Here is an 18,847-nt window from a genome sequence, read left to right on the forward strand (position 1 = left end):
GCCAGCATGTCTTTTGATCTCGCCGCGCGCCTCGCGGCCCGCCGTGCCGAACATCTTTACCGTCAACGCCCGTTGCTTCAGAGCCCCCAAGGCCCTGAAGTGGTGGTGGATGGCCAGCCATTGCTGGCGTTCTGCAATAACGATTACCTGGGCCTGGCCAATCACCCGCAGGTGATCGAAGCCTGGCGCGCCGGTGCGGCCCGCTGGGGCGTGGGTGGCGGCGCTTCGCATTTGGTGGTGGGCCACGTCACGCCGCACCATGAGTTGGAAGAAGCCCTGGCTGACTTGACCGGGCGCCCGCGTGCGTTGCTGTTTACCACCGGCTATATGGCCAACCTGGGCGCGGTCACGGCGCTGGTGGGGCAGGGCGATACGGTGCTGGAAGATCGCCTCAACCATGCTTCGTTGCTGGATGCCGGCTTATTGTCCGGGGCGCGATTCAACCGCTACCTGCATAACGACGCGGACAGCCTGGCCAAGCGCCTGGAAAAGGCCACCGGCAGTACGCTGGTGGTCACCGATGGTGTGTTCAGCATGGACGGCGACCTGGCCGACCTGCCAGCGCTGGCCCGGGAAGCCAGGGCCAAAGGTGCCTGGCTGATGGTGGATGATGCCCATGGTTTTGGCCCGCTGGGCGCCCATGGCGGCGGCATCGTCGAACATTTTGGCTTGAGCCAGGACGATGTACCGGTGCTGGTTGGCACCTTGGGCAAAGCCTTCGGCACCGCCGGGGCATTTGTGGCAGGCAGTGAAGACTTGATCGAAAGCCTGATCCAGTTTGCCCGGCCGTATATCTACACCACCAGCCAGCCACCGGCACTGGCCTGCGCCACCCTCAAAAGCCTGGAGTTGCTGCGCAGCGAACACTGGCGGCGTGAGCACCTCAATGGGTTGATCCGCCAGTTCCGTCGCGGTGCCGAGCAGTTGGGCCTGGCATTGATGGACAGCTTTACGCCGATCCAGCCGATCCTGATCGGCGACAGCGCCCGGGCGTTGCAGCTGTCACAGATGCTGCGCGAGCGTGGGCTGATGGTGACTGCAATCCGCCCTCCGACTGTTCCGGCCGGCAGTGCAAGGTTGCGCGTGACATTGACGGCCGCGCACAGCGAAGCGCAGGTGCAGCTATTGTTAAACGGATTAGAGCAATGTTTCCGGTTGTTGAACGCAGCGGAGCCCGACCATGCGTGATCGCCTGATACTGCTGCCCGGTTGGGGGCTCGGTGTGTCGCCGCTGGAACCGTTGGCCGCGGCACTGCAGGGCCTCAACGAGCACCTGCGGGTACAGATCGAACCCTTGCCGGCGCTGGACTCCAGCGATCTGGATGAGTGGCTTGACGAGCTCGATGCGACGCTGCCGGACGATGTCTGGCTCGGGGGCTGGTCGCTGGGTGGGATGCTCGCTTCAGAGTTGGCGGCGCGCCGTGGTGAGCGTTGCTGCGGTTTGCTGACCCTGGCGAGCAACCCGTGTTTCGTCGCCCATGATGGTTGGCCCCACGGGATGCCCGCCGAGACCTTCGATGCGTTTCTGGCGGGCTGCCACGCCGACTCTCAGGTCACCCTCAAGCGCTTCGGCCTGTTGTGTGCCAAGGGCGCGCAGGAGCCTCGCGGGCTCTCGCGTTTGCTGGTCAGCGGTGCGCCGCATACCGCCCCCAGCGTATTGATGCCCGGCCTGGAGCTGCTGGCCCAACTGGATACCCGGGCGGCCTTGCAGGCATTTCGCGGGCCGCAGTTGCATCTGTTTGCCGGCCTGGATGGGCTGGTGCCTGCCGAAGCCGCCAGTGACCTGCTGGCGTTGCTCCCGGATGTAGAAGTCGGCCTGATTGAGCAGGCCGGTCACGCGTTTCTTCTGGAAGACCCCCACGGTGTAGCGGGGGCCATCCAGGCTTTTTTGCATGAGTGTGTTGATGACTGACTTATCCCACCCTTGTCTGCCGGGTGCCTTGCCGGACAAGCGCCAGGTTGCTGCCTCGTTCTCCCGTGCAGCGGCCAGCTACGACAGCGTGGCCGAGTTGCAGCGCGCGGTCGGGCATGAATTGCTCCGCCGTTTGCCCAGCGAGCTTTCGCCACACCGCTGGCTGGATATGGGTTGCGGCACAGGGTATTTCAGTCGAGTGCTGGGTGAGCGTTTGCCCGGGAGCGAGGGCGTGGCGCTGGATATCGCCGAAGGCATGCTCAACCACGCGCGTCCGTTGGGCGGCGCCGCGCATTTCATGGCTGGCGATGCTGAACGCTTGCCGCTGAAGGCTGACAGCTTCGAGCTGCTCTTCTCCAGCCTCGCTGTGCAATGGTGTGCCAACTTCGATGCAGTGCTCAGCGAAGCTCAGCGCGTATTGCAACCTGGCGGTGTGTTGGCGTTCGCAAGCCTGTGCGTGGGTACCCTGGATGAACTGCGCGAAAGCTGGCGAGCGGTAGACGGCCTGGTGCACGTCAATCGCTTTCGCACCTTCGAGGCTTATCAGCAGTTATGTGCGGCCAGCGGCTTGCGGGTGGTGAGCCTTGCGCGACAGCCCCATGTGCTGCATTACCCGGATGTGCGCAGCCTGACCCACGAGCTCAAAGCGTTGGGCGCCCATAACCTCAACCCCGGCCGCCCCGGCGGCTTGACGGGGCGCGCGCGGATTGTTGCACTGGTAGACGCATACGAGCAGTTCCGTCAGGCTCAGGGCCTGCCCGCCACGTATCAGGTGGTGTACGCCGTACTGGAGAAACCGCTATGAGCGTCGCTTACTTCATCACCGGCACCGACACCGATGTGGGCAAGACCACTATCGCGGCCGGCCTGTTGCATGCTGCCAGGCTCGCGGGCAAAAGCACGGCCGCCGGGAAGCCGGTGGCGTCGGGGTGCCGGTTGACTGCCCAGGGTTTGCGCAATGCCGATGCCCTGGCGTTGCTGGCCGAGTGCTCATTGCCGCTCAGTTATGCCGAGGTCAACCCGGTGGCATTCGAGCCGGCTATCGCGCCGCATCTGGCTGCGCGCGAGGCGGGCGTGGGGTTGACGGTGCAATCGTTGCTCAAGCCGATGCAACAGATTCTGGCCCGTGGAGCCGACTTTACCTTGATCGAAGGGGCGGGCGGCTGGCGCGTGCCCTTGGCCGATCAGGCCAACCTGTCTGACCTGGCCATCGCGCTCAAACTGCCGGTGATCCTGGTGGTGGGTGTGCGCCTGGGCTGCATCAGCCACGCGTTGTTGACCGCCGAAGCGATCGCACGGGACGGCTTGCCGCTGGCCGGTTGGGTGGCGAATATCATCGATCCCAAGACCTCCCGTCTGGAAGAAAACCTCGCCACCCTGGCCGAGCGCTTGCCGGCGCCCTGCCTGGGGCGCGTGCCGAAGCTCAAGGATGCAGGTGCCGCCGCCGTGGCGGAGTACCTGGAGTTGGACCTGCTTGACTGATTTTGGCTATCGCAAGGCATTATGCCATTAGTGTTTTTGACGGGCCTTTTGCCGGGATGTCTGCTTCAATCCACCTTCACGATTCTCTCAAGGCAGGCTTAAGCCATGGAAATCTCTGGAAGCAGCGCGTTTTATTCGGGCCTGAGCAGTATTCAGACCGGGCAGAGCCGTGTCGACCAGGCGGCCGGCAAGATTGCCAGCGCCGCAACAGCCCAGCCATCGGCCGCGCAAAGCGATCGTCTGCAAGCCAATGACCGCGCCCAAGCATCAAGCTCGGCGAGCAATATGGTGGAAATGGCCCAGGGCAAGTTTCAAGTCGAGCTGGGGGCAAAAGTCGCCAAGGCTTCGGATGAAATGCTCGGTACGTTGATCGATACCTACGCCTGATCCCGTCCCACCCTGTAGGAGCGAGCTTGCTCGCGAAAAACGCCAACGATAACGCGTGCCGCCTGAACTGGCGCGGTGTGCTGATGTCCTTCGCGAGCAAGCTCGCTCCTACATAAAACTTCATCTTTCCTGAAAATTCTGTGTGGCATCCCGCCGCAGGCCTTGCCGTGCCTGGCGATGACCTGCGTCAAGACAAACGGCATCTGGCCGACGCTTGACAACCCTGGGTCGTAAACGTATGTTTCAAACACCTGTTTGACCGCCATAACAAATCCACGCGGTTGTTCATCCCAGATACATCAGCAGAGGTTTATCGCTATGCCTGACTACAAGGCCCCCTTGCGTGATATTCGCTTCGTTCGTGACGAACTGCTCGGTTATGAAGCGCACTATCAGAGCCTGCCGGCTTGCCAGGACGCTACCCCGGACATGGTCGACGCCATCCTCGAAGAAGGCGCCAAGTTCTGTGAGCAAGTGCTGGCACCGCTGAACCGCGTGGGCGACATCGAAGGGTGTACCTGGAGTGAGTCAGGCGTTAAGACCCCTACCGGTTTCAAAGAAGCCTACAAACAGTTCGTCGAAGGCGGCTGGCCGAGCCTGGCCCATGACGTGGAGCACGGTGGCCAAGGCCTGCCGGAGTCCCTGGGCCTGGCTGTGAGCGAAATGGTCGGCGAAGCCAACTGGTCGTGGGGCATGTACCCTGGCCTGTCCCATGGCGCGATGAACACCATTTCCGAGCACGGCACCCCCGAGCAGCAAGACGCTTACCTGACCAAACTGGTGTCGGGCGAATGGACCGGCACCATGTGCCTGACCGAGCCACACTGCGGTACCGACCTGGGCATGCTGCGCACCAAGGCCGAGCCTCAGGCTGACGGCTCCTACAAAGTCTCCGGCACCAAGATCTTCATCTCGGCCGGTGAACACGACATGGCCGACAACATCGTCCACATCGTACTGGCCCGCCTGCCCGACGCACCGGCCGGCACCAAAGGCATCTCGCTGTTTATCGTGCCCAAGTTCCTGCCTAACGCCGATGGTTCGGTGGGCGAGCGCAACGCGGTCACCTGTGGTTCCCTGGAACACAAGATGGGCATCCACGGCAACGCCACCTGCGTGATGAACTTCGACGCGGCCACCGGTTTCCTGATCGGCCCGGCGAACAAAGGCCTGAACTGCATGTTCACCTTTATGAACACCGCTCGCCTGGGCACCGCCCTGCAAGGCTTGGCCCACGCCGAAATCGGCTTCCAGGGCGGCCTGAAATATGCGCGTGATCGCCTGCAAATGCGCTCCCTGACCGGCCCTAAAGCACCGGAAAAAGCCGCTGACCCGATCATCGTGCACCCAGACGTACGCCGGATGCTGCTGACCATGAAAGCCTTCGCCGAAGGTAACCGCGCGATGGTGTACTTCACCGCCAAGCAAGTGGACATCGTCAAGTACGGCACCGACGACGAAGCCAAGAAACAGGCCGATGGCCTGCTGGCATTCATGACCCCGATCGCCAAGGCGTTCATGACCGAAGTCGGTTTTGAATCGGCCAACCACGGCGTGCAGATCTACGGTGGCCACGGCTTCATCGCCGAGTGGGGCATGGAACAGAACGTGCGCGACAGCCGTATTTCGATGCTGTACGAAGGCACCACTGGCATCCAGGCCCTGGACTTGCTCGGCCGCAAAGTGCTGATGACCCAAGGCGAAGCGCTCAAGGGCTTTACCAAGATTGTGCACAAGTTCTGCCAGGCCAACGAAGGTAACGAAGCGGTTAAAGAGTTCGTGGCACCGCTGGCGGCACTGAACAAGGAGTGGGGCGAGTTGACCATGAAGGTCGGCATGGCCGCGATGAAAGACCGCGAAGAAGTCGGTGCCGCTTCGGTGGATTACCTGATGTACTCCGGCTACGCGTGCCTGGCGTACTTCTGGGCCGACATGGCGCGCCTGGCCGCCGAGAAACTGGCTGCCGGCACCAGCGAAGAGGCGTTCTACACCGCCAAGTTGCAGACCGCGCGCTTCTACTTCCAGCGCATCCTGCCGCGTACCCGTACCCACGTGGCAACCATGCTGTCGGGCGCCAACAACCTGATGGACATGAAAGAAGAAGACTTCGGCCTGGCTTACTAAGCCTTACCGGTTCTTTCTGAAACCGCCGCCTCCCTCGGGACGCGGCGGTTTTTTTTGCCCTTCTACAGAGTGTGGGCATAAAAAACCGCAGTAATGCACTCAGGGATTACAACCCGCTGCCGTTACAGTAGTGGCAATGTGATACGTGTCAGCCCGGTTGTGCTTAACTGGCTGCATAAAGGCACAGTGCCACTATTTTTGCGGGTCGGAGTTTTACCCTTGTCACGCGTGTCTGCTGTACGTTTCAGTCATTTCCTACCTTCGCTGCTGCTGTTGCTGGCCGGGCTTTCGGCTGCGTACGTCAAGGACCTCAACGTCTTCTTCACCTCGCTCTTCAACGTGTTGCCGACCCTGGTCCTGCTGCTCGGCGGCGCCTACTGCGCGGTCTATCGGCGCCAGCGTGAACTGTTCCTGATGATCACGGTGTACGTCGCCTATTTCCTGCTGGATACCCAGACCGATTTCTACCGCGACAATGGTCGCGTGCGTGACGACGCCGCGGTGGTGTTCCACCTGTGTTGCCTGCTGTTGCCGCTGCTGTTCAGCATCTACGCGCTGTGGCAGGAAAAAACCCATCTGTTCCGTGATTTCGTCGCCCGCTGCGCGGTGTTGCTGGCGGTGGGCAGTGTGGCGCTGGCCCTGGAGCAAAGTTTCCCCCAGGCTTTGCTGGGCTGGTTGGCGGAGATTCGCTGGCCGATGCTGCATGGCGCGTGGATGAGCCTGATCCAGCTGTCCTATCCCATGTTCCTGATCGGCTTCCTTACCCTGGCCGCCCAGTATTGGTATCAGCCGCGCCCGCTGCACGCTGCCCAATTGGTGGGGTTTTTGGGCCTGTTCTGGATGTTGCCGCAAACCTTCATCCTGCCGTTCACCCTCAACATCATGTGCAGCCAAGTGATGTTAATGATTGCTGCCGGTGTGGCCCACGAAGCCTATCAAATGGCGTTCCGCGACGAACTGACCGGCTTGCCGGGACGACGCGCCCTCAACGAACGCATGCAACGGCTGGGGCGCAACTATGTGCTGGCGATGAGTGACGTTGATCACTTCAAACGTTTCAACGACACCCATGGCCACGACGTGGGCGACCAAGTGCTGCGCCTGGTGGCGAGCAAGCTGTCCAAGGTCAACGGCGGCGGGCGCGCCTACCGGTATGGCGGTGAAGAATTTGCCGTGGTGTTTGCCGGCAAGACCTTGGATGAATGCATGCCGCACCTGGAGGAGATTCGCGAGATCATTGCCGGCTACGCCATCAAGTTGCGCAACCCGGATCGTCCTTATGACGACCATCAAGGCCGTCAACGGCGTGCGGGCAGCGGTGCCTCCAGCGTGTCGGTGACGGTCAGCATCGGCGTGGCCGAGCGTCAGGCCGAGCAGCGTAACCCTGAAGACGTGCTCAAGTCCGCCGACCAGGCGCTGTACGCCGCCAAGGGCGCCGGGCGTAACTGCGTGATTGCGGCAGGGCAGAACCGCCGTGGTGCGGTGCGCACGCAAAGCGCTGTGGGTTGAGTCAGCGCGCTGTATTTACTGTGACTTAAAAATACCAGATAGTCACAAGCAGACCCTATGTGTCTGAAAAGTTGTTCGGGTACACTCGGGGTCTGTAAAACCGATCCTATCGAATCACTTTTCATGTTCCCACGAGGTTTGCCATGGCTGATTACAAAGCGCCGTTGCGTGATATGCGCTTCGTCCTCAACGAAGTTTTTGAAGTCGCCAAGACTTGGGCCCAACTGCCGGCATTGGCAGACACCGTTGATGCCGAAACCGTTGAGGCGATCCTCGAAGAGGCCGGCAAGGTTACCGCCAAATCCATCGCGCCCTTGAGCCGCGGCGGCGATGAGCAAGGCTGCCATTGGACCGACGGCGCGGTGCGTACCCCGGACGGTTTCCCCCAGGCTTATGCGACCTACGCCGAAGGCGGCTGGGTGGGTGTGGGCGGCGATCCGACCTATGGCGGCATGGGTATGCCCAAGGCGGTGTCGGCGCAGGTTGAAGAAATGATCAACTCGTCGAGCCTGGCATTCGGCCTGTACCCGATGCTGACCTCCGGCGCCTGTGTCTCGATCAACACCCACGCCAGCGAAGAGCTCAAGGCCGCGTACTTGCCGAAGATGTATTCCGGTGAGTGGGCCGGTTCCATGTGCTTGACCGAAGCCCATGCCGGCACCGACCTGGGCATGATTCGCACCAAGGCCGAGCCTCAGGCGGACGGTTCCTACACGGTCAGCGGCACCAAGATCTTCATCACCGGTGGCGAGCACGACCTGACCGAGAACATCATCCATCTGGTGCTGGCCAAACTGCCGGATGCTCCGGCGGGGCCCAAGGGCATCTCGCTGTTTCTGGTGCCCAAGTTCATGGTGAACGCCGACGGCAGCCTTGGCGCGCGCAACCCGGTGACCTGCGGTTCGATTGAACACAAGATGGGGATCCAGGCGTCCGCGACCTGCGTGATGAACTTCGACGAAGCCGTGGGTTATCTGGTCGGTGAGCCTAACCGTGGCTTGGCGGCGATGTTCACCATGATGAACTACGAGCGTCTGGGGGTGGGCATCCAGGGCCTGGCGTCCGGCGAGCGCTCCTATCAGAACGCGATTGAATACGCCCGCGACCGCCTGCAAAGCCGCTCCCCGCTGGGTGCACAGGCCAAGGATAAAGTGGCAGACCCGATCATCGTGCATCCGGACGTACGCCGTATGCTGCTGACCATGAAGGCGGCCAACGAAGGCGGTCGTGCGTTCTCCACCTACGTGGCGACGCAGTTGGACATCGCCAAGTTCAGCGACGATGCGCAGGCGCGCGAGCGCGCCGATAACCTGGTGGCGTTGTTGACACCCGTGGCCAAGGCGTTCCTCACCGACCTGGGCCTGGAAACCACTGTGCTCGGCCAGCAAGTGTTTGGTGGCCATGGCTACATTCGCGAATGGGGCCAGGAGCAGCTGGTGCGTGACGTGCGCATCACCCAGATCTACGAAGGCACCAACGGCATTCAGGCGCTGGATTTGATGGGACGCAAGATCGTCGGCAGCGGCGGTGCGTTCTACACGCTGTTCGCCGATGAGATCCGCCAGTTCATCGCTGAATCGGGGGCCGAGCTGGCCGAGTTCACCACGCCGCTCAGCGCAGCGGTGGATAACCTGGATGAATTGACGGCCTGGGTACTGGACCGCGCCAAGAGCAACGCGAATGAAATCGGCGCAGCGTCGGTGGAGTACTTGCATGCATTCGGCTACATGGCCTACGCCTATATGTGGGCGCGCATGGCCAAGGCCGCGTTGGGCAAAGAGGCCGAGGAGGCTTTCTACGCCAGCAAATTGGGGACTGCACGTTTCTACTTTGCCCGTCTGCTGCCGCGTATCCATTCGTTGAGCGCGTCGGTAAAAGCCGGTAGCGAATCGCTGTTCCTGATGGATGAAGCACTGTTTTAAGGGCCTGTAGGGCGTGTAAGCAATCTCTTACATGACGTGCTGCTAATCGTCCTCTATCGCCAAATTGGATCCACGGATAATCTACTTCACATGGACGTCGCGCAGGAAGCGCAAAGCAACAACACGGACACGTAGGATTCTGCCAGGACGGCGGAGTGAAATGGATGTCAGGGAAACAGTCTGCAAAGCCCCGCTTCGGCGGGGTTTTCTTTTGCCCGCGAAAAAGTCAGGCGCTTGCCTGCGGGGCATTCATCACGTCTTCCAGCAGGGTGCGCAGCAATGCGACGGTGGCCTGTTGGCGTTGCACATCGCGGCAGACTAGCCCCACCTTCAATGGCACCCTCGGTTCGCTCAAGGGTTTCCACAAAAGCGCCTGGCTGTTGTGTTCGTCCTGGGAGCGCCCCGGTAGCACCGTCGCCAGCTTGGTGTGGGGCAGGCTGTCGAGTATTCCCACCATGGTGTTGAGCTCCGCTTGCACCTGCGGGCGCCGCCCCAGGTTGGCCAACTGGCCCTGCCAGATCTGCCTGACTTGAAACTCCTCCCCCAACAGCAGCATCGGTAACTCGGCAGCTTGTTTGAGCGAGACTTTCTTGAATTCGCGCAGCGGATGGTCGTCGGGAATCACCACCTTCAACTCATCTTCATACAGCAGCACACCGTGCAGGCCCGGCTGACGTGGCGGCAGGTAGCTGATGCCAATGTCGAGGGAGCCGTTGAGCAACCGCCGTTCAATCTCAAGCCCCGTCAGTTCGTAAATCTGCACCACCAAATGAGGCTGGGCCTTGCGCACGCGCTCAAGCATTTGCGGCACCAGGCTGGTGTGCACGGTTTGCAGCACACCGATGGCCAGCGTCCGCATGGCCTGGCCCTTGAAGTTGCGTAGCGCTTCGACGGCTTGCTGCATGCCATCAATGAGTGGCAACGCGTGGTTGTATAAAGTGTGCGCCGCCAGGGTCGGCAGTAGCCGCTTGCTGCTGCGTTCGAACAGACTTACATCAAGGTTCTGCTCCAGCTGGCGAATCTGCTGTGACAAGGCCGGTTGCGAGATCGAAAGACGTTCCGCAGCACGCCCTACGTGGCCTTCCTCATACACCGCGACGAAATAACGCAGTTGCTTGAAATCCATAAGGCTTACTTATCGAAAAAGCTGGAAAATCGAAATGGCCGCTGGCCCGCGAGGGGCCTAGTCTAGCGCCTATTCGCAGGGCTTACAGGGCCGGATCGGACAATGAACAGCGTTTTTGTTGATAGCGTTTACATAGGCAAGGCAAAAAAACCTCAGGTGCAATGGTCCGGCCGTAACCACCAAGGTCAGGTTGCAAACGGGGGTAAGTTGTGAATCTGTTCAACATCCGCCGCCCCGCCCCGAGCCTGGATGACCTGATCCAGGATGCCCCACGCGACACGCATTCAACCGAGCATTTGATGCCCACTGTGGCGCGCCCACCTCAAGTGTTTGTGCGGGGCCAGGGCTCGTGGCTGTGGGACAGTGATGAGCGTGCCTATCTGGACTTCAGCCAAGGCAATGCCGCCAACAGCCTGGGCCATAGCCCACAGGTATTGATCAAGGCCCTGGCTGCGCAAACCCAGGCGCTGATCAATCCCGGCAATGGCCTGCACAACCGTGCCCAACTCAATCTCGTCGAGCGTCTTTGCCAGCATACCGGCAGCGACCAGGCTTACCTGCTCAATAGCGGCGCGGAGGCCTGCGAGGCGGCAATCAAACTGGCACGCAAGTGGGGGCAACTGCACCGTGGCGGCGCCTATCGCATTATCAGCGCCAGCAACGGTTGCCATGGACATGGCTTCGCTACGCTGGCGGCTTCGGCCGGTACCTTGGTAAACCGTTTCGAACCGCAATTGCCGGGCTTCAGTCACGTCCCCTTCAATGATCTTCCCGCCCTGCATGCTGCCGTGGATGCCCAGACGGTGGCCATTCTGCTGGAGCCGATCCAGTGCGAAGCTGGCGTGATCCCGGCGACCGAACACTATCTCAAAGGCGTCGAGCGGCTGTGCCGCGAACTGGGGATCCTGCTGATCCTCGACGAAGTGCAAACCGGCATGGGCCGCTGTGGCACCTTGCTTGCCGAGCAACAGTACGGCGTGCATGCCGACATCATCACCCTGGGCAAGGGCCTGGGCGGCGGTGTGCCGTTGGCGGCGCTGCTGGCACGGGGCAAGGCCTGTTGCTTTGAAGTGGGTGAGCTGGAAGGCACCCATCATGGCAATGCATTGATGGCCTCGGCTGGGTTGGCCGTCACCGATACCGTGCTTGAGCCCGGTTTTCTTGAGCATGTACGCGTGTCGGGCTGTCACCTGGGCGAAGGGCTTGCCCGCCTGGCCTATCGCTACGGCCATGGCCCATTGCGCGGGAATGGCCTGATGTGGGGGCTTACCTTATCGGATGATTCTGCAGATGCGGTGGTAAAAGCCGCGCTGCAAGAGGGACTGATCCTCAGCGCGCCGCAACCCGACTGCCTGCGCTTCACACCGGCGCTGACGGTGAGCAAAAGCAACATCGACGAAATGCTCCTGCGCCTGGCCCGCGCCTTCTCACGGGTGCGCACCGCGCAACTGCAATGCCGAAAGGGCATTGCTGTTTAACCGTCCAATTCCTGAACCGTCTCGCGGTATACGCGGCGCCCTCAGCCTGATTCTTTTGGCTGGGGGCGTTTTTTTGCCTGAGTAATTTCTGGTGTGAAAACGTTTATTGAGTCTCTTTGGAAACGATGGCTTTTTAGCGAGCGTCGGCAAGGACTGCCGGTGGGGCACGACGTGCTCGACTTTTAATCTATACCACTGGGTGGTATGTTTTAGGAAGGGATCTCCATGAGGCTCAGGTTGTTCAAAACAAGGCGATTTGCCGAGGCGGCCACTAAAGTCTGGATCTGCGATTCTGAGTTGAGGAAGGCGTTTGGCGAAATGTTGAGGGGGCAGGCAGATAATCTGGGAGGTGGTGTCTGGAAAAAACGTCTCAACCAGAATCGGCATCGGTCTGTTGTATTGGCCAAGGGCAGGCATTATTGGGTTTATCAGTTTCTGTTCGCGAAGCAGGATCAAAGCAATATAACGCAGAGCGAACTTGTCTGGTTTCGAACACTTGCCAAAACTTATGAAGGGTTAAACGAAGCACAGATTCAGCGCATGCTGGATCTCAGGGAGTTTGTGGAGATATATCATGACCAAGAAGTATAAAAGTGAGGCGCTTGAGTCCATTCATCAGTCTGCCGAAGCGCTTCATGCCATCGGCGCCATCAGCAAAACCACGCTTCGAGAATATGATGAAGCATGCTTATCTGCCATGCCGGACCAAATCCCTGCCGAACAGATCAAGCAACTGCGTGAAAGCAGCCATGTCAGCCAACCTGTATTTGCCCGCTACCTGAACACCAGTGCTTCCACGGTCAAAAAATGGGAGTCGGGCGAGAAACGGCCCAGCGGCATGGCACTCAAGTTGTTGAGCGTCGTGAAGAAGCATGGTCTGCAGATTCTGGCGTGAGATGGCCCGATGCCAGAATCCACTGAACCCTCACGAACCGCCAATGTCGATTAGCTACACGGCTCACACGAGCCGATTTTCTGGAGCTGACCCATGGACATTATTCGTATCATCATCGCTATTCTGCTGCCGCCACTGGGTGTGTTCCTGCAAGTAGGTTTCGGCGGTGCATTCTGGCTGAATATCCTGCTGACCCTGTGCGGTTACTTCCCTGGCATCATCCACGCGGTGTACATCATCGCCAAGCGTTGAAGCCCTCAGCCTTTTGCAATGAGCCGTGAGTTGCGCTCATTGCGAAAGGCCAGTTGCTCGATGGTCTGGGTGGCATGTTCGGCTTCTTCCCGTGCCTGAAGGATGATGCCGTGCTGCTCGGACTTACTGCATACAGGGTCGGCATTGCTGGCGTCACCGGTGAGCATGAACGCCTGGCAACGGCAGCCGCCGAAATCCTTTTCCTTTTCATCGCATGAGCGGCAGGGCTCGGGCATCCAGTCGTAGCCGCGAAAGCGATTGAAACCAAACGAGTCGTACCAGATGTGCTGCATGCTGTGGTCGCGCACATTGGGAAACTGCACCGGCATCTGCCGCGCGCCGTGACAGGGCAGGGCGGTGCCGTCCGGTGTCACCGTCAGAAAGATGCTGCCCCAGCCGTTCATGCAGGCTTTCGGACGCTCTTCATAATAATCCGGTGTCACGAAGATCAGCTTGCACGGATGACCTTCGGCTTCCAGTTTGGCGCGGTATTCATTGGTGATGCGTTCGGCGCGCACCAACTGGTCTCGGGTCGGCAATAAGCCCACGCGATTAAGCTGCGCCCAGCCGTAGAACTGGCAGGTGGCGAGTTCGACAAAATCCGCTTCCAGCGCGATACACAGCTCGATGATGCGGTCGATCTTGTCGATATTGTGCCGATGGGTGACGAAGTTCAGCACCATCGGGTAGCCGTGCGCCTTGACCGCACGGGCCATTTCCAGTTTTTGCGCGAAGGCTTTTTTCGAGCCTGCCAGCAGGTTGTTCACCTGTTCGTCGCTGGCCTGGAAACTGATCTGGATATGGTCCAGCCCGGCCTTTTTGAAGTCGCTGATTTTCTGCTCGGTCAGGCCGATACCGGAGGTGATCAGGTTGGTATAGAAGCCCAGCTTGCGGGCCTCGGCGATCAGTTCGGCCAAGTCCTGTCGCACCAGTGGTTCACCCCCGGAAAACCCCAGCTGTGCGGCACCCATCTCGCGGGCTTCGCGAAACACCTTGATCCATTGCTCGGTGCTCAGCTCTTTGCCCTGCTCGGCGAAATCCAGCGGGTTGGAGCAGTACGGGCACTGCAGCGGGCAGCGATAGGTCAACTCGGCCAGTAGCCACAGCGGCAGGCCGATGGCGGGTTTTTCAGGCAAGGGTGATCCAGTGCTCAGCACGAGCGACCTCCATGAATTGCTCGATGTCTTCACCGAGCTCCGGTACGTCGGGGAATTGTTGGTCCAGCTCGGCGATGATGGCTGCCACGTCGCGCTCGCCGTCGATCAAACCGCCGATCAACGCGGCGCTGTCGTTGAGCTTGATCATGCCTTCCGGATAGAGCAACACATGGCCTTTTTGCGCAGGCTCATACTGGTAACGGTAGCCCTGGCGCCAGGTCGGTATTTTGCTGCGATCAAAGCTCATAGGGTGATCCCTTTATGCCACACCCGCTGCTCGGTCACGCTGTGATAGGGCGGGCGTTTGAGTTCGTAGGCCATGCTCATTGCATCGAGCATGCTCCATAGAATATCCAGTTTGAACTGGAGAATTTCCAGCATGCGCTCCTGACCCTCGCGGGTGGTGTAGTGCTGCAAGGTGATCGCCAAGCCATGTTCCACATCGCGACGAGCCTGGCCCAGGCGGGTGCGGAAGTATTCGTAGCCGGCCGGGTCGATCCACGGGTAGTGCTGCGGCCAGCTGTCGAGGCGCGATTGGTGGATCTGCGGCGCGAACAGCTCGGTCAGCGAGCTGCTGGCAGCTTCCTGCCAACTGGCGCGGCGGGCGAAGTTGACGTAGGCGTCCACCGCGAAGCGTACGCCGGGCAGCACCAGTTCCTGGGAGCGCAGCTGGTCCGGGTCGAGGCCAACGGCCTGGCCCAGGCGCAGCCAGGCCTCGATACCGCCGTCTTCCCCCGGTGCGCCGTCGTGGTCGAGCAAACGCTGGATCCACTCGCGGCGGATCTCACGGTCCGGGCAGTTGGCCAGGATCGCGGCGTCTTTCAGGGGGATGTTCACCTGGTAATAGAAGCGATTGGCGACCCAGCCCTGGATCTGCTCGCGGGTAGCGCGGCCTTCATACATCGCCAAATGGTAGGGGTGATGGATATGGTAGAAGGCGCCCTTGGCCCGCAAGGCTGCTTCGAACTCGGCGGTCGTCAGCGGTGTGTCAGTCATTTCAGTGGCTCCTACAATTCAATGCTCATGCCGTCGTACGCCACTTCGACATTGCGCCGCACCAACTCGGCTCGCTCGGGGGAATCTTCATCGAGGATCGGATTGGTGTTGTTGATGTGGATAAGCACCTTGCGCTGCTTGGGTAGTTGCTCCAGCACTTCGAGCATACCGCCAGGGCCGTTCTGCGCCAGGTGGCCCATCTCGCGACCGGTGCGGGTGCCGACGCCACGGCGCTGCATTTCATCGTCATCCCACATCGTGCCGTCTACCAAAAGGCAATCGCTGCCGCCCATGATATCCAGCAGCGGCGCGTCGACCTTGCCCAGGCCCGGGGCGTAGAACAGTTTACCGCCGGTGCGCAGGTCTTCGACGATCAGGCCGATGTTGTCACCGGGGTGCGGGTCGAAGCGGTGCGGCGAGTAGGGCGGCGCGGCGCTGCGCAACGGCAGTGGGGTGAAACGCAGGTTGGGGCAGGCCGGTATGGTGAAGCTGGCGTCCAGTTCGATGCGGTTCCAGGCCAGGCCGCCGTTCCAGTGGGTCAGCATGGTGAACAGCGGGAACCCGGTGCTCAGGTCTTCATGGACCATGTCGGTGCACCACACCTGATGCGGGCAGCCTTCACGCAGGCTCAACAGGCCAGTGGTGTGGTCGATCTGGCTGTCCATCAGGATGATTGCGCTGATACCGGTATCGCGCAGGGCGCGCCCGGGTTGCATGGGCGCAAAGCCCTGGAGTTGCGCGCGGATATCCGGCGACGCATTGCACAGTACCCAATTCACACCGTCGTCGGAGATCGCGATGGACGACTGGGTGCGCGCCTGGGCCCGCAGGCTGCCATCGCGAAAGCCTGCGCAGTTCACGCAGTTGCAGTTCCACTGCGGGAAGCCACCGCCGGCGGCGGAACCTAGAATCTGGACAAACATGATCGCTCCATCAAGCACAGCTCAAAACAAAAACGCCCCGGGCGAACCGAGGCGTTGTATTACTCAGCCAATCAACGGCTGGCGAAGTACATGGTGACTTCGAAACCAATACGCAGATCAGTGTAAGCAGGTTTGGACCAGGTCATATTCTTACTCCTATCAAGGGATGGGACGTTCACTACCAAGTAATACATATAGTCCACCTCCCATTGGAGATGTTCAGATATTGCTGCGCAATGTTACGCAATTCTTTTCAAGTTAGCGCTGTCTCGATGGAAAAAGCCTGTTGCAGGGTTGGCAACGATCATTGTGCCGCTTGCCAGTCATCGCTGATACGCGGGCCGTTAGCCACGCAGCGCCAGCCGCCTGCTGCTTCAAGGAGTTGTTGGGCTGCGTGCTGCAAGTCCTCGCGTGTGCGGCTTTGGATCAGGTGTTGAAGTTGATCCAGGTAACTCGACGAATGACCCGCTAACTGCGCGTGCCAAAGCAAATCGGCGGCTTGGCTGACGGGGAGTGCCTGCGCCGTGAATTGCTGCGCAAGAGGCTGATTGCCGACGTCTGCGCTGCGTTTGATCAAAGACGGCAGTTGTTGCAGGAAGGTTTGCAGGTGTTCGGCGATCCTGCCCAGTGACAGGCTGGGCGATTGCACGCCAAACAACAGGCCGGTTTGCCCGTCGACTTGTCGGATGCCGCTGAACACGGCGTAGCCGATTTGCAGCTCAACTCTCAAACGTTGGTAGAACGGGCCCTGGAGCATATGCCCGAGCAGCCGCCAGTTGGCCTCATCGACGAGAGATTGGCTCGGCACTGGACAAAAAAGCAGCAGCGCAGCGTCGCTGGATGCAGTGTTCACTGGGTGCCAGATCCGCTGCCCTTCAAGAACTTCAGGTGTGCATTGAATATGGGCCGGCTGCCCTGGCAAGCGGGCGGCTGCGATTTTGATCGCCGCTTCACAGGCTGCCGGCAAACCCGCACCCAGCCCCTGCCAGTGAGCGGTGGACCACGACGCTGGTGTCTCCGAGGAGTCGGCTGAAACACCGACGCAGCAAGCCGGCAACGCCTTGAGAAGTTCGCGAATGGCGATCATCGGCGGGGGCGTCGGTGATGACAGATGTGCATCCGAGCTGCTCAGGCAGCGCGCCAACGCTTCGAGCACGGCCGGCATCGGTTCGTGAAGGCCGTGCATGTTCACCCGCCAATCGTTGCCAATGGTTTCGCAAGACAACTCGACACCCGCTTGACGGGCTTGCTCGCGCAACGGCTGCAACAAGCTTTCCAATCCGGCGGGTACGGCAGCGTCAAACCGCCAATGCAGGTACAGCGCGCCTTCGTCGGTGTCATCCGCCAGTGCGTTGCTGAAGGTCAGCGCCGATAGCTCCCTCCGGCCCCGTAAGCGATCCTGGGCAAAGGTACGCAAGCCCCGATGGGCGCTGGTTTGGCCGCGGATCAAACCGGCGCGTTCTTCCTTGGCCGGCGGACGAAGAAAGGGGTTGCCAGGTGGGAGTTGCCAACTGTGTTCAGACGCGGGCAGATGCAGCGATGCAAGCATGGCCTTGAGGGCTGCAATGCCTTGGTCCGACAGGTCTTCGCTGTTGTCGCGAGCCAATGTCAGGGCGCCTTGAACCTGCTGTTGACGCGCATTGAGCAAGGCAAGCTCTTCACGTAATGGATTCCAGTCGCTGTGTGCGAAAAAGCTCAGCCAGTCATACAACAAGGCTTCGATCTGCGTCGCCGGTTGGCGGTCGCTATCGAGGGTAACGTCGATATCCAGTACCGCCTGGTCCGCGTAGTGGTACAGCACAGACGCATGCAGCGCGCTGGCCAGTTGGCGAGCTTTCAATTCGGCCAACAACCCGCCCGACGCCGAAGCGTTGAGCCAGGTGCAGAGAAACTCCAGTGCTTGGCGAGGGGCGTTACAGGTGATGACCTGATGCAGGTGCCGGCTGGCGGTGTATTGATAGCTGCGTGCCTGGCCGTGCATCAGGGGTGGTGGTGCGGTTTGCGGGTGCAGGGGGCCGGCAATCAGTTCGTCACCGAACTGCTGGGCAAGGGCTTGCAAGTCTGCCAGCGATTGCGGACCGGCGAGGCTCAAGGTCATCTGCCCGCTTTGATAGAAGTGCCTATGGAATTCGCGCAAGGTTTGCTGAAAATCGTCGCTTTCCACCGTCAGGCTGTCGCGGTTACCGGCATGGAATCCTCGCAGCGGGTGATCGGCCGCTAAACCTTGCAACAACGCAACTTGGTGTTGTGCCCTGGCGTCCTCGGACCAGGCCACGAACTCCGCGTGCAGCACTTCGCGTTCACGTCGTTGATCGTCGAGCGTCAGGCGTGGATGAGTCACCATGTCTGCCAACCGCGCCAGCCCGTCAGCGAAGGCCGACCCCGGCAGCTCAAAGAAATACTCGGTGGTTCGCTCGCGGGTACTGGCATTGACCTGCCCACCGAGGCGCTGCACGTAGGCCATCAATCCTTCCCCGGCCGGAAAACGCTCGGTACCGAGAAACAGCAAATGCTCAAGAAAGTGTGCCAGCCCCGGCCAGGCCAATGGCACATCGTGACTGCCGGCAGCCACACGCAGAACGGCGGCGCAACGCTTCAAGCGCGGCGCATGGCGCAGGGATACTCGCAGGCCATTGGCCAGGGTCAGATGAACGGGGTGAGGGTGAACCGGCGCAGGCATGGGC

Annotated in this window: 19 protein-coding genes; 12 read left to right on the plus strand and 7 right to left on the minus strand. The window is 60.6% G+C overall.

Translation table 11 applies throughout. The features are described from left to right. Positions 1 to 6: 6 nt before the first annotated feature. The 8 genes from bioF (at position 7) to QMK52_RS09815 (ending at position 9,336) form a co-directional block, all read left to right on the plus strand. On the plus strand, positions 7 to 1,188 hold the full coding sequence (bioF, locus tag QMK52_RS09780; protein ID WP_194439416.1) for an 8-amino-7-oxononanoate synthase: 1,182 nt from the start codon (positions 7 to 9) through the stop codon (positions 1,186 to 1,188). Then, positions 1,181 to 1,912, plus strand: a complete 732-nt coding sequence (locus QMK52_RS09785) for an alpha/beta fold hydrolase (RefSeq protein ID WP_005792090.1) — start codon at positions 1,181 to 1,183, stop codon at positions 1,910 to 1,912. The genes bioF and QMK52_RS09785 overlap by 8 nt, the downstream gene beginning before the upstream one ends. After that, a complete protein-coding gene (gene bioC, locus QMK52_RS09790; RefSeq protein ID WP_005792089.1) occupies positions 1,905 to 2,717 on the plus strand; it encodes a malonyl-ACP O-methyltransferase BioC in 813 nt (270 codons plus the stop codon). The genes QMK52_RS09785 and bioC overlap by 8 nt, the downstream gene beginning before the upstream one ends. Beyond that, on the plus strand, positions 2,714 to 3,394 hold the full coding sequence (gene bioD / locus QMK52_RS09795; protein ID WP_078822489.1) for a dethiobiotin synthase: 681 nt from the start codon (positions 2,714 to 2,716) through the stop codon (positions 3,392 to 3,394). The genes bioC and bioD overlap by 4 nt, the downstream gene beginning before the upstream one ends. Positions 3,395 to 3,499: 105 nt before the next feature. Continuing rightward, positions 3,500 to 3,781 carry a hypothetical protein gene (locus tag QMK52_RS09800; RefSeq protein ID WP_005792087.1) on the plus strand — a complete coding sequence of 94 codons (282 nt, stop codon included), beginning with the start codon at positions 3,500 to 3,502 and terminating at the stop codon, positions 3,779 to 3,781. Positions 3,782 to 4,099: 318 nt separating this feature from the next. After that, positions 4,100 to 5,905 carry a phenylacyl-CoA dehydrogenase gene (locus tag QMK52_RS09805; protein ID WP_005792086.1) on the plus strand — a complete coding sequence of 602 codons (1,806 nt, stop codon included), beginning with the start codon at positions 4,100 to 4,102 and terminating at the stop codon, positions 5,903 to 5,905. 219 nt (positions 5,906 to 6,124) lie between these two features. Then, positions 6,125 to 7,414 carry a GGDEF domain-containing protein gene (locus QMK52_RS09810; RefSeq protein WP_320404055.1) on the plus strand — a complete coding sequence of 430 codons (1,290 nt, stop codon included), beginning with the start codon at positions 6,125 to 6,127 and terminating at the stop codon, positions 7,412 to 7,414. A 143-nt stretch (positions 7,415 to 7,557) separates the two neighbouring features. Beyond that, positions 7,558 to 9,336 carry an acyl-CoA dehydrogenase C-terminal domain-containing protein gene (locus tag QMK52_RS09815; protein ID WP_005792084.1) on the plus strand — a complete coding sequence of 593 codons (1,779 nt, stop codon included), beginning with the start codon at positions 7,558 to 7,560 and terminating at the stop codon, positions 9,334 to 9,336. 226 nt (positions 9,337 to 9,562) lie between these two features. Here QMK52_RS09815 and QMK52_RS09820 read toward each other — a convergent pair whose 3' ends face one another. Further along, a complete protein-coding gene (locus QMK52_RS09820; RefSeq protein ID WP_005792083.1) occupies positions 9,563 to 10,462 on the minus strand; it encodes a LysR family transcriptional regulator in 900 nt (299 codons plus the stop codon). A 209-nt stretch (positions 10,463 to 10,671) separates the two neighbouring features. Here QMK52_RS09820 and QMK52_RS09825 point away from each other — a divergent pair, with 209 nt between their 5' ends. The 4 genes from QMK52_RS09825 to QMK52_RS09840 all read left to right on the plus strand — a co-directional run bounded on the left by QMK52_RS09825 (position 10,672) and on the right by QMK52_RS09840 (position 13,087). After that, entirely contained in the window at positions 10,672 to 11,940 is a 1,269-nt protein-coding gene (locus QMK52_RS09825; protein ID WP_320404056.1) for an aspartate aminotransferase family protein, read from the plus strand. A 225-nt stretch (positions 11,941 to 12,165) separates the two neighbouring features. Beyond that, entirely contained in the window at positions 12,166 to 12,531 is a 366-nt protein-coding gene (locus QMK52_RS09830; RefSeq protein ID WP_320404057.1) for a type II toxin-antitoxin system RelE/ParE family toxin, read from the plus strand. Continuing rightward, complete coding sequence (locus tag QMK52_RS09835) at positions 12,515 to 12,835, plus strand: helix-turn-helix domain-containing protein (RefSeq protein WP_032879122.1); 321 nt, start codon at positions 12,515 to 12,517, stop codon at positions 12,833 to 12,835. Before QMK52_RS09830 ends, QMK52_RS09835 begins: the two co-directional genes overlap by 17 nt. Before the next feature lie 93 nt (positions 12,836 to 12,928). Next, positions 12,929 to 13,087, plus strand: coding sequence for a YqaE/Pmp3 family membrane protein (locus tag QMK52_RS09840; protein WP_003194776.1), 159 nt, complete (start codon positions 12,929 to 12,931; stop codon positions 13,085 to 13,087). Between the two features lie 5 nt (positions 13,088 to 13,092). On the opposite strand, the gene pqqE is transcribed toward QMK52_RS09840, so the two are convergent. From pqqE to pqqF, 6 genes are all read right to left on the minus strand, one after another. Then, a complete protein-coding gene (pqqE, locus tag QMK52_RS09845; RefSeq protein ID WP_050549385.1) occupies positions 13,093 to 14,223 on the minus strand; it encodes a pyrroloquinoline quinone biosynthesis protein PqqE in 1,131 nt (376 codons plus the stop codon). Beyond that, entirely contained in the window at positions 14,216 to 14,491 is a 276-nt protein-coding gene (gene pqqD / locus QMK52_RS09850; protein ID WP_005792077.1) for a pyrroloquinoline quinone biosynthesis peptide chaperone PqqD, read from the minus strand. Before pqqD ends, pqqE begins: the two co-directional genes overlap by 8 nt. Then, the gene (pqqC, locus tag QMK52_RS09855) at positions 14,488 to 15,240 is read right to left on the minus strand and encodes a pyrroloquinoline-quinone synthase PqqC (protein WP_194439411.1); all 753 of its coding nucleotides are present in this window, start codon (positions 15,238 to 15,240) and stop codon (positions 14,488 to 14,490) included. The genes pqqD and pqqC overlap by 4 nt, the downstream gene beginning before the upstream one ends. A gap of 11 nt (positions 15,241 to 15,251) precedes the next feature. Further along, positions 15,252 to 16,163, minus strand: coding sequence for a pyrroloquinoline quinone biosynthesis protein PqqB (gene pqqB / locus QMK52_RS09860; RefSeq protein WP_005792074.1), 912 nt, complete (start codon positions 16,161 to 16,163; stop codon positions 15,252 to 15,254). Between the two features lie 71 nt (positions 16,164 to 16,234). Continuing rightward, the gene (pqqA, locus tag QMK52_RS09865; RefSeq protein WP_003194766.1) at positions 16,235 to 16,309 is read right to left on the minus strand and encodes a pyrroloquinoline quinone precursor peptide PqqA; all 75 of its coding nucleotides are present in this window, start codon (positions 16,307 to 16,309) and stop codon (positions 16,235 to 16,237) included. A 158-nt stretch (positions 16,310 to 16,467) separates the two neighbouring features. Further along, entirely contained in the window at positions 16,468 to 18,843 is a 2,376-nt protein-coding gene (gene pqqF, locus QMK52_RS09870) for a pyrroloquinoline quinone biosynthesis protein PqqF (RefSeq protein ID WP_005792073.1), read from the minus strand. Between the last annotated feature and the right edge of the window lie 4 nt (positions 18,844 to 18,847).

The organism is Pseudomonas sp. P9_2 (genome assembly GCF_034008255.1).
Taxonomy (GTDB): Bacteria; Pseudomonadota; Gammaproteobacteria; order Pseudomonadales; family Pseudomonadaceae; genus Aquipseudomonas; species Aquipseudomonas synxantha_A.